The 15075-nt window shown below is 73.6% G+C and carries 14 protein-coding genes and 1 pseudogene; 9 read left to right on the top strand and 6 right to left on the bottom strand.

From position 1 onward, the window contains the following. Positions 1 to 7: 7 nt before the first annotated feature. On the bottom strand, positions 8 to 277 hold the full coding sequence (locus LCD35_RS00440) for a helix-turn-helix transcriptional regulator (RefSeq protein ID WP_224961544.1): 270 nt from the start codon (positions 275 to 277) through the stop codon (positions 8 to 10). An 86-nt stretch (positions 278 to 363) separates the two neighbouring features. Here LCD35_RS00440 and map point away from each other — a divergent pair, with 86 nt between their 5' ends. Then, the gene (gene map / locus LCD35_RS00445; protein WP_224961546.1) at positions 364 to 1149 is read left to right on the top strand and encodes a type I methionyl aminopeptidase; all 786 of its coding nucleotides are present in this window, start codon (positions 364 to 366) and stop codon (positions 1147 to 1149) included. Between the two features lie 154 nt (positions 1150 to 1303). Here map and LCD35_RS00450 read toward each other — a convergent pair whose 3' ends face one another. Next, a complete protein-coding gene (locus tag LCD35_RS00450; RefSeq protein ID WP_224961549.1) occupies positions 1304 to 2482 on the bottom strand; it encodes a YbfB/YjiJ family MFS transporter in 1179 nt (392 codons plus the stop codon). Positions 2483 to 2574: 92 nt separating this feature from the next. Between LCD35_RS00450 and LCD35_RS00455 the strand changes: the two genes are divergently transcribed. After that, positions 2575 to 3429 carry a LysR family transcriptional regulator gene (locus LCD35_RS00455; RefSeq protein ID WP_224961551.1) on the top strand — a complete coding sequence of 285 codons (855 nt, stop codon included), beginning with the start codon at positions 2575 to 2577 and terminating at the stop codon, positions 3427 to 3429. 118 nt (positions 3430 to 3547) lie between these two features. On the opposite strand, the gene LCD35_RS00460 is transcribed toward LCD35_RS00455, so the two are convergent. From LCD35_RS00460 to LCD35_RS00470, 3 genes are all read right to left on the bottom strand, one after another. Further along, positions 3548 to 4555, bottom strand: coding sequence for a 1-aminocyclopropane-1-carboxylate deaminase (locus tag LCD35_RS00460; RefSeq protein ID WP_224961554.1), 1008 nt, complete (start codon positions 4553 to 4555; stop codon positions 3548 to 3550). Positions 4556 to 4728: 173 nt separating this feature from the next. Then, positions 4729 to 5289, bottom strand: a complete 561-nt coding sequence (locus tag LCD35_RS00465; protein WP_224961556.1) for a GNAT family N-acetyltransferase — start codon at positions 5287 to 5289, stop codon at positions 4729 to 4731. Between the two features lie 328 nt (positions 5290 to 5617). After that, positions 5618 to 6496: an alpha/beta fold hydrolase gene (locus LCD35_RS00470; protein WP_224961557.1), complete on the bottom strand. Its 879-nt coding sequence runs from the start codon at positions 6494 to 6496 to the stop codon at positions 5618 to 5620. 97 nt (positions 6497 to 6593) lie between these two features. Between LCD35_RS00470 and LCD35_RS00475 the strand changes: the two genes are divergently transcribed. Beyond that, positions 6594 to 7100, top strand: a complete 507-nt coding sequence (locus LCD35_RS00475) for a CGNR zinc finger domain-containing protein (protein WP_224961559.1) — start codon at positions 6594 to 6596, stop codon at positions 7098 to 7100. 3 nt (positions 7101 to 7103) lie between these two features. On the opposite strand, the gene LCD35_RS00480 is transcribed toward LCD35_RS00475, so the two are convergent. Beyond that, positions 7104 to 8258, bottom strand: a complete 1155-nt coding sequence (locus LCD35_RS00480; protein WP_224965837.1) for a sugar MFS transporter — start codon at positions 8256 to 8258, stop codon at positions 7104 to 7106. Between the two features lie 1099 nt (positions 8259 to 9357). Here LCD35_RS00480 and LCD35_RS00485 point away from each other — a divergent pair. From LCD35_RS00485 to add, 6 genes and pseudogenes are all read left to right on the top strand, one after another. Further along, complete coding sequence (locus LCD35_RS00485; protein WP_224965860.1) at positions 9358 to 10842, top strand: aldehyde dehydrogenase (NADP(+)); 1485 nt, start codon at positions 9358 to 9360, stop codon at positions 10840 to 10842. Positions 10843 to 10986: 144 nt separating this feature from the next. Beyond that, a pseudogene (locus LCD35_RS00490) lies at positions 10987 to 11298 on the top strand (alcohol dehydrogenase catalytic domain-containing protein); the annotation flags it as partial. Between the two features lie 23 nt (positions 11299 to 11321). Continuing rightward, positions 11322 to 12056 (top strand): zinc-binding dehydrogenase, encoded by a 735-nt coding sequence (locus tag LCD35_RS00495; protein WP_224961563.1) that lies wholly within the window; start codon positions 11322 to 11324, stop codon positions 12054 to 12056. A gap of 36 nt (positions 12057 to 12092) precedes the next feature. Beyond that, complete coding sequence (locus tag LCD35_RS00500) at positions 12093 to 13217, top strand: mandelate racemase/muconate lactonizing enzyme family protein (protein WP_224961565.1); 1125 nt, start codon at positions 12093 to 12095, stop codon at positions 13215 to 13217. A gap of 119 nt (positions 13218 to 13336) precedes the next feature. Next, complete coding sequence (locus tag LCD35_RS00505; RefSeq protein WP_224961567.1) at positions 13337 to 13897, top strand: TetR/AcrR family transcriptional regulator; 561 nt, start codon at positions 13337 to 13339, stop codon at positions 13895 to 13897. 48 nt (positions 13898 to 13945) lie between these two features. Beyond that, positions 13946 to 14962 (top strand): adenosine deaminase, encoded by a 1017-nt coding sequence (gene add / locus LCD35_RS00510; RefSeq protein ID WP_224961569.1) that lies wholly within the window; start codon positions 13946 to 13948, stop codon positions 14960 to 14962. The last annotated feature ends 113 nt before the right edge of the window (positions 14963 to 15075 follow it).

A 15075-nucleotide genomic window follows, 5' to 3' on the forward strand; every position in this document is an offset into this window, starting at 1 on the left:
GGGCCGGCTAGCCGGCGGCTTCGAGGGGCTGGTCGGCGCCGCGCCAGGTGGCGGCCAGTTCCTCCACCGGCAGGTCGAGGGCCTCGCCGAGGCAGATGATCGTGCCGAAGCCGGGGGAGGGCAGCCTGCCGGTCTCGATCTTGCGCAGCGTCTCCGGTGAGATGCCCGCCGCCTGCGCGACCTCCACCAGGTCCCGGTCGGCTCGCGCCTGGCGCAGCAGGGACCCGAGGCGCCTGCCTGCTTCGATCTGCTGGGGTGTGAGCGGTTGGCGGACCATGCGACCAGGATAGGGTTGGTATTACTATACCGTCCAGTGCTAGCGTTTCCGGTATAACTATACCGACCACCCCTGATGAGGTTTCCTTGATCGAGTTGAAGACGTCCGCGGAGATCGAACGCATGCACGTGACCGGCCGCTTCGTGGCCGAAGTGCTCTCCGAGATCGGCCGGATCGCCGACGTGGGCGTCAACCTGATGGACCTGGAGCACCACGCGCGCGGCATGATCGAGAAGCGCGGCGCGGAATCCTGCTACTGGGACTACGCGCCGTCCTTCGGCAAGGGCCCGTTCCGCAACGTCATCTGCCTGGCGGTCAACGACGCGGTGCTGCACGGGAAACCGCACGACTACACCCTGCGCGACGGCGACGTGCTCACCGCCGACCTCGCGGTCAAGATCGACGGCTGGGCCGCGGACTCGGCGCGCACCGTCATCGTCGGCACGCCCGCCGCGGAGGACCAGCGGATCATCCGCGCCACCGAGGAAGCGCTGGAGGCGGCGATCGAGGCCGCGCGCCCCGGCAACCGCATCGGGGACATCTCGGCGGCGATCTACGCGGTCGCCTGCGACTACGGCTACCCGGTCAACACCGAGTTCGGCGGGCACGGCATCGGCCGCACCATGCACGAGGAGCTGCACGTCGCCAACCGGGGCCGCGCCGGGCGCGGCCTGAAGCTGCGCACCGGGCTGACCCTCGCGCTGGAGCCGTGGTTCGCGCGCACCACCGACCAGATCATCTACGACGAGGACGGCTGGACGATCCGCTCCGCCGACGGCTCCCGCACCGCGCACTCCGAGCACACCGTCGCCATCACCGAGGACGGTCCGAAGGTGCTCACCCGCCGGGAGGCCGAACTCGCCGCCGCCTGATCGCTCACCGCCCGTCCCTCCACTTCTGCTCGTGCGGTGGTGGCGGAACCCGCTGGTGGTCGGGCTGGGTGGATGGTCGGCGGCTCAGCGGAAGAACTCACCGGGCGGGTTCGCAGGCAGGCGGCCGGGTGGACGGCCCCCGCCGACGGGCCGTTCACCGGGGCGCGATCGCCGGGCGCGGGGACGCGAGCGGGTAGCGGAAGCGGACCGCCGCGGCCGCGGCCGCCGCCGCCAGCACGATCGCCCCGGCCAGCAGCAGCACCCGGTCGTAGCCGCCGCTCAGCAGCGGCGCGGCCAGCAGCGGCCCGAGGATCTGGCCCGCGCTGTAGCCGGCGGTCAGCATCGCCACCGCCCGCGGGACCGCCAGGTCCCGCCCGACGGCGAGCGCGAGGTTGCTGATCCCCATGAACGTCGCGCCGAACAGCGCGGCCGACACCAGCGCGGGAACGGCGCCGCCGAGCAGCGCGGGCAGCGCGATCCCGGCGGACTGCACCAGCAGCGCGGTGAGCAGCAGCGCGGGCCTGCTCCAACGCAGGGACAACCGGGCCCACACCGCGCACGAGGGCAGCGCGGCGAGCCCGACCAGCACCCAGGCCCCGCTGCCGAGCGCGCCCGGCGCGGTCCGCTCGATCGCCGCGACCAGGAACGTCCCGGCGATGATGTACCCGACGCCCTCCAGCGCGTATCCGGCCAGCAGCGGCGCGAACCACCGGTGCGCGCGCGGGACGGCGGGCTCCGCCGCCACCGCTCCCGGCCGTGTTCCGGGAACCAGCCGCCACGCGAACGCGCTGAGCAGCGCCGCGAGCAGCGCGCACGCCCACCACGCCTCCCGCCAGCCGCCCGCGGTGCGCAGCGCCAGCACCAGCAGCCCGGACGCGGCGATCCCGCCGCCGACGCCGCCGAACACCCAGCCGGTCCAGTGCTGCGCGTGCCCGCTCAGCCGGGACAGCGCCGTGCTCACCGCGATCATGAAGATCAGCGCGCTGGCGACGCCCGCCACCAGCCGCAGCGCCGACCACGCGGCGGCACCGGTCAGCACCGGCATCAGCGCCAGGCTCGCCACCAGCGCGAGCAGCGATCCGCGCAGCACCGCCGTCGAGCGCACCACGCCGGGCGCGGCGATCCCGACCAGCGCACCGGCGAGGTAACCGGCGTAGTTGACCGTGGCCAGCGAGGCGCCGAGCCCGGCGGACAGGCCGGCCTGGGCCTGCATCAGCGGCAGGATCGGGGTGAAGGCGAACCGGCCGACCCCCATCGCCGCGGCCAGCGCGGCTGCCGAGCCGACGACGACGGGAAGGGGAGAACCGGTGCGTTCGGAGGTGTCGAGGTTCATGGTGCGCTCGACGCTAAGCGGCCGGGATCTCCTTGTGAAATGCCGATCGGGCTGGTTGCATGCCTGCCGGGCATGGCGCGAGGTGGAGCGGGGTGCAGGCGGTGGACGTGGAGCTGCGGCACCTGCGGGCGTTCGTCGCGGTGGTGCGGCGCGGCTCGTTCTCCCGCGCCGCCGAGGACCTGCTGATCACCCAGCCCGCGTTGAGCCGCACCGTCGCGCAGCTGGAGAAGGTCCTCGGCGTGGAGCTGGTCGACCGCTCCGCCGGGCAGGTCGGGCCCACCGCGGCGGGCCGGGAGTTCCTCGGCCACGCCGAGCAGGTCCTGGCCGCGCTGGGGCGCGGTGTCGCGGCGGTGCGCGCGGGCCGCACGGTCCGGCTCGGGTTCAGCTGGCTGCTGCCGGACCCGTGGGCGCAGCGCGCGATGACCCGCTTCGAACGCGCCACCGGCGCCTCGGTCCAGCTGGTGCGCTGCGATGATCCGCTGCGCGAGCTGGGCGGGGGAGCGGTGGACGTCGCCGTCGTCCGCGGTGCGCCCCGGGACGCCCCGCCGGGGTCGCGGGCCGTGCACCTGCACGACGAAGCGCGGGTCGCGGTGTGCGCGCGGCGCAGCGCCCTGCCGAGCAGCGGGCTCGACTGGTCGGAGGTCCCGTCCTGGCCGCTGGTCGTCAACGTCCGCAGCGGCACCACCGGACCGTGGTCGTTCCCGGTGGGGCGGGGGCCGGAACGCGTCGTGGAGACCGGGAACTTCGACGAATGGCTCGAATCGGTCGCCGCGGATCGCGGCATCGGCGTCGTCCCGGACGTCGCGCGCCGCCGCACCCACCACCCGGCGGTGCGGTTCGTGCCGCTCACCGGGGCCCCGCCGAGCGCGGTGCACCTCGTGCACCCGGGCCGTCCGAACGACCTGGTGCGCGGGTTCCTCGACGCGGCCACCGCCGCCGGGCCCTGACGGTCCGCTGCGCACCTCCCCGGCACCGCGTCCGACGGGCGGAGAACGCCGGGGCGACCGTCGCCCGGCGCATCCGCACCGGGTGACGGCCCGTTCGCCGGGGCTCGTCCACCCGCGGTCAGGCGAAGGCGCCCGCGTAGGCGTTGAGCGCGGGCTGGCCGCCCAGGTGGGCGTAGAGGACGTTGGAGTCGCGGCCGATCTCCCCGTCGCGCACCAGGTCGATCAGCCCGGCCATGGACTTCCCCTCGTACACCGGGTCGATGATCATGCCTTCGAGGCTGCCGCTGAGCCGGATCGCGTCGAGCGTCGACCGCACCGGGATGCCGTAGCGATCACCCGCCCAGCCTTCGAGCACGGTGATCTCGTCCTCGCGCAGTTCGCGGCCGAGGCCGACCAGCTCGGCGGTGTGCCGCGCGATCCGCTCGACCTGCGCGCGGGTCTTGTCCAGCGTCGCGGAGGCGTCGATGCCGATGACGCGCCGCGGCCGGTCCTGCCCGGCGAACCCGGCGATCATGCCCGCGTGGGTGGAACCGGTGACGGTGCAGACGACGATGGTGTCGAAGAAGACCCCGAGCTGCTCCTCCTGCTGCGCGACCTCGTCGGCCCAGCCCGCGAAGCCGAGCCCGCCGAGCCGGTGCTCCGACGCTCCGGCCGGGATGCCGTAGGGGGTGCCGCCCGCGGCCCGCACCTCGTCCATCGCCTCTTCCCAGGACTCGCGGATGCCGATGTCGAACCCGGCGGGGTCCAGCCGCACATCGGCGCCCATGATCCGGGACAGCAGGATGTTGCCGACCTTGTCGTTGACCGCGTCCGGCCAGTCCACCCACTTCTCCTGCACGAGCCGCGCCCCGAGTCCGAGCTTCGCGGCCACCGCGGCGACCTGGCGGGTGTGGTTGGACTGGTAGCCGCCGATGGACACCAGCGTGTCGGCGCCGGAGGCGAGCACGTCCGGGACGATGTACTCCAGCTTGCGGGTCTTGTTGCCGCCGTAGGCGAGCCCGGAGTTGCAGTCCTCCCGCTTCGCCCAGATCCGCGCCCCGCCCAGATGGGTGGTGAGCCGGTCCAGCGGGTGGATCGGACTGGGCCCGAACAGCAGCGGGTAGCGGGGGAAATCGGCCAGCGGCATGACATCTCCTAGATCTCGATCGCCCGGGGGCGTTGATCGCCCGCCAGATCGTGCGGGTCGCCCCGGCCGCGCGCCACCCCCGTCCCGCGCACCGGGACCGCCGCACCCACCCGCGGCGCGCTGACCAGCGTCGAAAGCCTGGAAGCGCGCCGCGGATCACACCGCCACACCGATCACCGCAATTCTCCCGGCAGCAACCCGAACACGGCGGTGTCGCGCCGCCCGCGCCGGAACCGCTGGTGCGAGCGCAGCACCCCTTCGAACGTGAATCCGCACCGTTCGGCGACCCGCCGGGACGAGGAGTTGGTCGGCTCGCAGGTCAGCTCCAGGCGGGCGAGGCCGAGGTCGTGGAAGCCCCACGCCGCCAGCAGGCGAACGGTCCCCGTGGCCGCACCGCGCCCGCGCGAGTCCGCACCGAGCCAGTACCCGATCCGGGCGCGCAGCTGCGCCAGGTCCACGTCGTAGAGCGCAGCGCCACCGAGGACCGTGCCGAGATCGTGCGGATCGACCACGGCGAACGCCAGCCTCTCCCCGCGGAGCCGCGCCTGTTCGTCCGCGGCCGCCCGGTCCCGCAGGTGCTCCGCGGTGAACGGTTCCGGGTGCGGCCAGGAGTAGCGCAGGCACAGCGGATCGGAGAAGGCGGCGAATCGTTGCGGCACATCGGCCGTGCGCCACGGCCGCAACGCCACGGTGCCGTCGGTGAGCGGGGGATTCGGGAACTCCAGTACGGCCACCACCGCACCTTCCCGCGAAGCGCACCGCATTTCCAGGCGTGGCGATCGCCTCCGAGGGCGAATCCGATCGACGGCCGAACCCGCACCGACCGGCTGCCACCGACCGGCTGCCACCGACCGGCTGCGTGGCCCGCTCGGCGGCTGCTCGGTCACCGAGGTGGCGGGGCGGCGTGCGGTACGACGTGCGGGATCACGGAGAAGGGGAGGTTCCGGGCGCACGAGGCCGAAAACGGAAGGGATCGCCCGCTCACCCGGGACGATCGCTGACCGGCGCAACACGTCGGGCGTGGCCGGTCGCTCCGGCCGGCGTCGTTCGTGGCCGAGCTCGTCACCGGTCGTTCTGCGGCAGGTTCCGGCCGAGGAAGTCGCGGATGAGGTCGGTGGCGGTGTCGAGGTGGCTTTCGAGGGCGAAGTGCCCCGCGTCGAGCAGGTGGATCTCGGCGTCGGGCAGGTCCTCGGCGAAGGCGCGGGCGCCGTCCGGCCCGAAGATCTCGTCGTTGCCGCCCCACACCGCGAGCAGCGGCACCCGGCTGTCCCGGAAGTACTCGTGCACCCGCGGGTAGAGCGCCACGTTGCTCGGGTAGTCGCGGAACAGCCGCAGCTGCACCGCGTCGTTGCCGGGCCGCGAGAGGAGGGCGTGGTCGTGGTGCCAGGTGTCCGGGCTGACCAGGCTGGGGTCCGGGACGCCGTGCAGGTACTGCCACCGGATCGCCTCGATGCCGAGGGCGCCGCGCACGGCCTGCTCGTTCTCCGGCGCGGGATCGGCGGCGTAGTCCCAGATCGGCGCCCAGAACTCGGGGACGAAACCGGCTTCGTAGGCGTTGCCGTTCTGGCTGATGATCGCGGTGATCCGCTCGGGGCGGCGCAGCGCGAGCCGCCAGCCGACCGGGGCGCCGTAGTCCTGCACGAGGACGGCGCACTCCCGCACGTCCAACCGGTCGAGCAGCTGCTCGGTGATCGTGGTGAGCGCGTCGAAGCCGTAGTCGAACTCGTCGGCGGGCGGCGCGTCGGACCGCCCGAAGCCGAGGTGGTCGGGGGCGAGGACGTGGTAGCGGTCGGCGAGCGCCGGGATGAGCCCGCGGAACATGTGCGAGCTGGTCGGGTAGCCGTGCAGCAGCAGCACGGTCGGGTGCTCGCGGGAGCCGGCTTCGCGGTAGAAGACCTCGTGACCGTCGATGGTCGCGGTCCGGTGGTGCACAGCAGGCATCGTAACCCCATCAGTTGGTTTTTATTGGTTAGGTGCGGAACGCTAGAGCGCATCCTGCTAACCTGTCAACAGGTGACGATGCGGTTAGGTTGGTGTGATGGTCGACGACGTGGAACTGCTGCTGGCGCTGCTCAACAGCAGGCCGGTGCTCGACGGAACCGAACGGGACGAGCTCGCCACCGACGACGCCGGCCGGGCGTGGGCCGCCGCGCACGGCGGCACCGGCGGCGCCGGAGAGCTGCGGCTGCTGCGGCAAGTTCGGGACGGGCTCACCGACGTCGCGCTCGGCCGGCGACCGCCCTCCGCGCTCGCCGGAGCGCTCGACGGGGTCCACCGGCGTCCGGTGCTCGACGACGACGGCCTGAGCTGGGAGCTCGCCGCCGCTGACGACGTGCTGCTCCCGGCTCGGGCCGTGCTGGCGTGGGCCTGGGTCGCGGAGAACCTGCCCGGGCGGTTGCGGCCCTGCGGCAACGACGAGTGCCGGCTGTTCCTGCTCGACCGGAGCAAGGCGAACAGGGCCCGCTGGTGCTCGATGGCCACCTGCGGCAACCGGATGAAGGCCCGGCGGCACTACGAGCGCACGCGGAAGTCCACTTCGGACTGATCGTCACGAGCTCGTCGTCACGTGCTGATCCACCTGGTCGCGGGACCTCCGGCGGGACCGGAACGCCGTCGTGGCCAGCGACGCGAACAGCGCGAGCGCGGCGAACCCGGTCAGCACCGCCGGGATCGACCAGGGCGCCGCCGGGTCCGCGGAGGCCCCGACCAGCCACGGGTGCGTGACGTTCGCGGCCATGCACCCGGTCAGCAGGATCGAGTTGGCCAGCTGCGCGCGGTGGGTGACGGTACCCAGCCAGGCCAGCGTCGTGGGCAGCACCGGACCCAGCGCGAACCCGGCCGCCGCGTAGCACAGCACCGGCGCCGAACCGGAAGCCGCGAGCGAGAACATCGCGACGGACACCGCGAGCGAGGTGCGGATCAGCAGGGCCGGGTGCAGGTTCTTCGCCGCCAGCGGGATGATCACCCGCCCCGCGGTCAGCCCCGCCCAGAACAGCGCCGTGGACCGCGCCGCCGCGTCCGGGTCCATCCCGGACCAGGTGAGGTGCGTGCTCGCCCACGCGCCGACCGCGGTCTCCAGCCCGTTGTAGCAGACCCCGACGATCACGAACGGTGCCGAGACCGCCAGCACGGTCCGGATCGAGCTCCACCCGGCGCCGGAGCCGGTCCCGGGTTCGCGCCGCCGCGCCGCGCAGCACCCGGCCGCCGCCCAGCAGCACGCCGTGACCACGGCGATCGCCACCAGCGTCCACCGCACGTCGACCGCCGCGGTGGCCGCCGTCGCGAGCGGACCGATGATCGCGCCGATGCCGAACGCCGCCTGCAAGAGGTTGATCATCAGCACGTTGTGCTTGCCGAACGCGCTCGCGAACGTGGTGTTGAGGTAGAGCGCGATCCCGCCGTAGCCGAACCCGGCGATGATGATCGCGGTGACGAACAGCGCCCAGCTCGGTGCCACGCCGGCCCCGCCCAGCCCGCCGGCGAACAGCACCAGCAGGCCGAGCACGGTGGGTCTGGGCGGGAGCCGCCGATCGGCCAGGCCGCATCCGAGGGTGGAGAACAGCGCGCCGACGTTGAACGCGACGATCGCGAACCCGCTGGCGGCGACGCCGATGTCGTACCGCTCGCGCAGGAACGGCAGCGCGGCTCCCAACGCGGCGACCGCCGCACCCAGGGCCACTATGAGCGCGAAGCCCGCTATCACGCCGCCGATGCTGGGCCGCCCGCCGACGTGGGCGCGGGCGTCGACGGATCCTCGCCCGGGGCCGCTCATCGGTCGGCGCCGAACGCGTCGAGCGGGCCGCAGACCGCCGAGGGAAAGGGGAATTCGTCGATGGGCACCGTCGACCTCCTCCGGAACCGGTGATGTCGCGCTTGTGCAACTCGGCATCGCGCGCTGTGGAGTTCGGAGGCTAGCTCAGGTGAATCGGTGCGCGGGATCGCCCGGCGGAGTGGATCTAGCGTGCGATTCGTTGAGATCGTCCGGCTGAATTCGTGTTATCTCATCAGTATTCGGATGTGGCGGGGAGGTGTACGAAAAATTGTCGTTGCGGCGGCAAGGGTTGCGTTCGTTGGCAGGTTTGACCAGCTAGTACTGGTACTCCGAGGGTGGATTCTCCGTTCGGTGAGCCGACTGCCGCGCTCCGATCGTGACTCGGCACGGTGTTCTTCGGGGGCGGTTTCAGCATTCCTGACGCACCGCCGGAGAGACCGTTCTCGGCGTTTTCGGAGACCGGAGGGGCTGCTTTTTCGGAGTGTGGTATCGGGTCGCGCGGAATTGGCCGACCGCGTGATTCCGCCGAACTGCGAAGAATGGGGACGCGGTGTGGTCCTCCGCGGTCTCGGTGGGCGGGGGCCGCGTGCCGGGGTGTCGGGAGGCGCGGGCTCTTCCGGGGTGCCGTCACCTGGGCGGAGCGTTGGCCGCAGAACGTCCGGATATCGGTCGTCCCGTTCACATGGCGAGTTCTGCGCGGCATGCTGGTGTCGCGCTCCGCTGCGCGCGGTCCAGCGGGGGCGGCGGAATCGGGGCCCTGGCGGAGTATTGACACTCCGAGTCGGTGACGTCCAGACTGGCCGCTTAGTGATCACAATGTGAACTAATCATCCACCTAGTGCACGTCACCGATGTGACAGCCGTCCGAGCGCACCACCGCGGTGCCGGAGGTTCCGGGAGCGGCCCGAGCCCCGCGGTCCGGCGCACCGCGGCGATCCGCGTGAGCCGGCGCCGCCCCGACGCCCGCGCCCGTCCCGCGGCGCCCGCGCACGCCTTCCCCGAACGAGAGGACGACCTCCCAGTGAGCACGATGGACACCCCGGTCCGCGGCGCGGTCGAGGAGGACCTCGACCGCACGCTCGCGGCCGCCGCTGCCGCGGCCCCCGCCTGGGCGCGGCGCACCCCTGCCGAGCGCGCGGACGCGCTCACCGCCGTCGCCGACGCGCTCGATGCCGCAGCCGGGTCGCTGGTGCCCGTGGCGGTCGCGGAGTCGGGCCTGCCGGAGGGGCGGCTCACCGGCGAGGTCACCCGCACCACGGTGCAGCTTCGGATGTTCGCCGACCTGCTGCGGGACGGCTCCTACCTGCGGATCCGGTTCGACCACGAGGACCCGGACTCCGCGCTCGGGCACCGCCCGGACCTGCGGCGGGTGCTGCTGCCGATCGGGCCGGTGCTGGTGTTCGCCGCGAGCAACTTCCCGTTCGCGTTCTCGGTGGCCGGTGGGGACACCGCTTCCGCGCTCGCCGCGGGTTGCCCGGTCGTGCTCAAGGCGCACCCCGGGCACCCGGAGACCTCGCTGCGCACCTCGGAGGTCGTGCGCGACGCGCTCCGGTCGGCGGGCGCGCCGGACGGCACCTTCGCGCTGATCACCGGGATCGAGGACGGCCGGCGCGCCCTGGAGGACCCGCGGATCAAGGCGGCCGCGTTCACCGGATCCGTGGCGGGCGGCCGCGCGCTGTTCGACGTCGCCGCGGCCCGGCCGAACCCCATCCCGTTCTTCGGCGAGCTCGGCAGCATCAACCCCGTCGTCGTCACCGAGGAGGCGGAGCGCGAGCGCGGCGCGGACATCGCCCGCGGCTTCACCTCCTCGTTCACGCTCGGCGCCGGGCAGTTCTGCACCAAGCCGGGAATCCTGCTGGTGCCGGCGGGTTCCGGGCTCCCCGCCCGCATCGCCGAGCTGGCCGCGGAGGTCCCGGCGGCCCGGATGCTCACCACGAAGATCGCGGACGGCTACCGGGCGCGGCTCGACGAGGTCGCCGCGCTCGACGGGGTCGAGGTGTTGGTGCGTGGTGCGGAGCAGCGCACCGAGTCCGGGGTGCCCGCGTTCGCGCCCGCGCTCGTGCACGCCGGTTCCGCGTCGACCCTGCTCGACGGGGCGCTGCTGGAGGAGACGTTCGGGCCGACCGCCGTGATCGCCGAGTACGCCTCCGACGAGGAGCTGCGGCAGGTGCTGGCCGCGATCGACGGAAGCCTCACCGCCACCGTCCAGACCTCCGGCGATCCCGGGCCCGCCGAACGGGACCGGCTGCTCCCCATCGTCGAGCTCGTCGCGGACCGCGCCGGGCGGGTCGTGTTCGACCAGTGGCCGACCGGGGTGGCGGTGACGGCCGCGCAGCAGCACGGCGGCCCGTACCCGGCGACGACCGCCCCGTCGCACACCTCGGTGGGCACCGCGGCGATCGACCGGTTCCTGCGCCCGGTCACCTTCCAGAACGCCCCCGACTCCCTGCTGCCACCGCTGCTGCAGGCGGCGAACCCGCTGGGCGTCCCCCGTTCCGGGGAGGGCGCGGGCTGAACCTGCGCCACGACGACCGGTGCGAGCGCGGGGAAGGGCCGCACGGAACGGGAGCGCACCGGTTCGCGGCGGGAGCGGGTGCAGGGGACGTGCCCGCTCCCGTTCGGACCACCTGAGGAGGAGTGGATCGTGCTGCCGACGACGATGACCGCAGTGCACCTGACCGGCCACGGCGGGGTGGACGTGCTGGAGTACCGCACCGACGTCCCGGTGCCCCGGCCCGGCCCGGGCGAGGTGCTGATCCGGGTGGCCGCGGCGGGCGTGAACAACACGGACGTCAACACCCGGATCGGCTGGTACTCGAAGTCCGTGGCCGCCGCGACCGGTGCCGGTGCGGCGGCGGGCGTCGCCGGGCTCGACGGCGCGGACGCCTCCTGGTCGGGTGCCGCGCTCCGCTTCCCGCGCATCCAGGGCGCGGACGTCTGCGGCCACGTCGCCGACGTCGGCGCGGGCGTCTCCCGCGACCGGATCGGGCAGCGGTGCTGGTGCGGAACCTGCTGCGCAGCCCGGTCGGCTTCCGGCCGTTCGAGTGCTGGACGTTGGGCAGCGAGTGCGACGGCGGGTTCGCGCAGTTCACCGTCGCGCCCGATCGGGACACCTACGCGGTGCGCAGCGACTGGAGCGACGCGGAGCTGGCCGCGGTGCCGTGCGCCTACTCGACCGCGGAGAACATGCTGCACCGGGCCGCGGTCGGTGCGGAACGGGTGCTCGTCACCGGCGCGTCCGGCGGAGTGGGCCTCGCCGCCGTGCAGCTGGCGAAGCGGCGCGGGGCCGAGGTGATCGCGGTGTGCGGGGCGGTGAAGGCCGACGCGGTCCGGGCCCAGGGCGCCGACGAGGTCGTCGACCGCGGTGCGGACCTCGTCGAGGCGCTCGGCACGTCCTCGGTCGACGTGGTGCTCGACCTGGTCGGCGGACCCGCTTTCCCGTCGCTGCCGGAGGTGCTGCGCCCCGGCGGGCGCTGCGCGATCTCCGGGGCGATCGGCGGCCCGCACACCGAGGTCGACCTGCGCACGGTGTACCTCAAGGACCTCGCGGTGCTCGGCTGCACGTTCCAGGAGGACGAGGTCTTCGCGAACCTCGTCGGCTACGTCGAGCGCGGCGAGGTGCGGCCGGTCGTCGCCCGCACCTACCCGCTGGCGGAGATCGCCCGCGCGCAGCGGGACTTCGCCGCGAAGGACCACGTCGGGAAGCTGGTGCTCCTGCCACCCGCCTGACGAGCCCGGCCCGGACGCTCACGAGGAAGGTGCCAGATGCGGATAGCGAAGATCGACCTCTACCAGGTGGACCTGCCGTACTCGGGCGGTGTCTACGCCCTCTCCGGCGGGCGGACCTACGAGTCCTTCGACGCCTCGATCGTGCGGATCACGTGCGACGACGGAACCGAGGGCTGGGGTGAGAGCACCCCGTTCGGCTCCACCTACGTCGCCGCGCACGCCGCGGGTGTCCGCGCGGGCGTCGCCGAGCTGGCGCCCGCGCTGCTGGGACGCGACCCGCGGGCGGTGGACCGGATCGGCGACGTCATGGACGACGTGCTCGTCGGGCACCCGCACGCGAAGACGCCGCTGGACGTGGCGTGCTGGGACGCGTTCGGAAAGTCGGTCGGCCTGCCGGTGTGCGCACTGCTCGGCGGCTCGTGGGACGTCCCGATGCCGATGATCTCCTCGATCCACGCGGGGGAACCGGAGGAGATGCGGCGGCGGGTCGCCGACCACCGGGCGCGCGGCTACCGCGGCCACTCGATCAAGATCGGCGCGCTGGACGGCGAAGGCGGGCCCGCGCTGGACGCCGAACGCATCGCCGCCTGCCTGGCCGATCGGCGCGCCGGCGAGTACTTCGTGGTGGACGCGAACTGCGGGCTGCTGCCGGAGACGGCGCTGCGGATGATCCGGCTGCTCCCGGAAGGCCTGGACTTCACCTTGGAAGCGCCCTGCGCGACGTGGCGGGAGACGGCGTCGCTGCGCCGCCGGTGCCCGGTCCCGATCGTCGTCGACGAACTCGCCCAGGCCGACGGGGACCTCGCGCACCTGGTCGCGGCGGACGTCGCCGACGGGATCGGGCTGAAGATCTCCAAGGCGGGTGGCCTGACCCCGAGCCGGCGCCACCGGGACCTCTGCCGCGCGGCCGGGCTCACCGCGAGCGTGCAGGACACCGTGGGTTCGGACATCGCGTTCGCCACGATCCTGCATCTGGGCGCCACCGTGCCGCCGAGGCTGCTGCGCTGCGTGCTCAACTGCGCGGACATGGTCACCCGGCGCACGGCGGACTCGGGCGCCCGGATCATCGGCGGGAGAGTGCTGCCCGGAACCGCACCCGGTCTCGGCATCGAGGTCGACCGGGAGGTGCTCGGCGCTCCGATCGCGAGCTGGGGCGGCTGACCCCGGCCGGACCGCGGGGCGGCGCGGGGCGGTACCGCGGACGGCTCCGCCCGGCCGTGAGTTCGTCGGGCCGGCGGTGAGTTCCCGGCGACCCGGGCGGGCGTGGTTACGATCCGGCGGTGGCGAGTGGTTCTGGTGAGCGGGCGCGGTTGCTGGGCCTGACGCGCGAGTTCGTCCTGGCGCGCGGGGTGATCGGGTTGTCGTTGAGCGAGCTGGCGCGGGGGATCGGCTCGAACAACCGCATGCTGCTCTACCACTTCGGTTCGCTGGACGAGCTGCTCGGCGCGGCGATCGACGAGATCCTCGGCGGCACGGTGCTGCTCGACCGGCTCGCGGAGCTGCTGCGCGGGCCGGGCGGGACCGCGGATCGGCTCGCGGCCGCCTGGGGGCACCTCGCCGACCCCGAGCGGCTGCCGCACCTGCGGTTGTTCTTCGCGCGCGTCGGCATGGCCGTCGACCTGCCCGACAAGTACGCCGGGTTCCTCGCGGAGGTCCGCGACCGGTGGACCGCGGTGGTCGCCGAGGCGTTGCGGGACGCGCCGGAGGTCGCGGATCCGGAGGCGACCGCGGTCGCGGTGGTCGCGCTGTGGCGCGGGTTGCAGCTGCAGCTGATCTGCGGTGAACCGCGGTCCCGGGTGGACGCGGCGCACGTCCGCGCCATCGGCGGGCTGCTCGGATAGGGTACGACTAGAAGTGAATCGTTCAGTTCACTTTTGAGGAGTCGTGCCATGACGGACCCGTTCATCCCGGCGCTGCCCAAGGCCGAGCTGCACGTCCACCTGGAAGGGACGCTGGAACCGGAGCTGCTGTTCGCGCTCGCCGCCCGCAACGGCGTCGACCTGCCCTGGCCGGACGTCGAGCAGGTGCGCGCCGCCTACGAGTTCACCGGCCTGGAGCACTTCCTCGCCCTGCTGTTCCGGGCGGCGTCGGTGCTGCGCACCGGCCAGGACTTCTACGACCTCGCGCACGCCTACCTGGCCCGCGCCGACGCCGACGGGGTGCGCCGCGCCGAGATGTTCCTCGGCGTGCAGACCTTCCTCGACGCCGGCGTGCCGATCGCCGACCAGCTGGACCCGGTGCTGGCCGCGATCGACGACGCCCGGGCCGAGTGCGGCATCGACGGCGCGCTGCTCGTCACCAGCCAGCGGCACCGCACGCAGGGCGCCGCGCTGGAAGTCCTGGACCTGATCCGGCCCTGGGGCGAGCGGGTGCTGGGTGTCGGGCTCGGCGCGGCCGAGCGCGGCAACCCGCCGGCCAAGTTCGCCGACTACTACGCGACCGCCCGCGCCCGCGGCTACCGCACCACGATCCACGCGGGCGAGGACGGGCCCGCCGAGTACGTGCGCGAAGCCCTCGACGTGTGCAGGCCGGACCGCATCGACCACGGCGTCGCCGCCATCGACGACCCGGAGCTGGTGGCGCGGCTGCGCGATGCGGCGGTGCCGCTGACCGTCTGCCCGTTGTCGAACGTCGCGTTGCGCGTGGTGCCCTCGATGGCGGCGCACCCGCTGCGCGCCCTGGTCGAGGCCGGGGTGCTGGTCACCGTCAACTCGGACGACCCGCCGTACTTCGGCGGCTACCTCAACGACAACTACGAGGCGGTGCGCGCCCACCTCGGGCTGGGCCGCGCCGCGCTGGCCGAGCTCGCCCGGAACGGATTCCGCGCGTCCTTCGACGATCCGGCGCGGATCGCCGCGCACGTGGCCGATGTCGACCGGTGCGCGGCGGCGTTCCCGGAACCGTGATCGAACCGGCGTCGCGGCCCCCCCCCCCGGGGGGGGGGCCCCCGGGGGGCCGGGGGGTTTAAAAAAAAAGCCGCCCCCGCCGCCCCAACACCAAGCGGGGGGGGCGGGTGGGG

Source organism: Saccharopolyspora sp. 6V, from assembly GCF_020176785.1.
Classification (GTDB): domain Bacteria; phylum Actinomycetota; class Actinomycetes; order Mycobacteriales; family Pseudonocardiaceae; genus Saccharopolyspora_C; species Saccharopolyspora_C gregorii.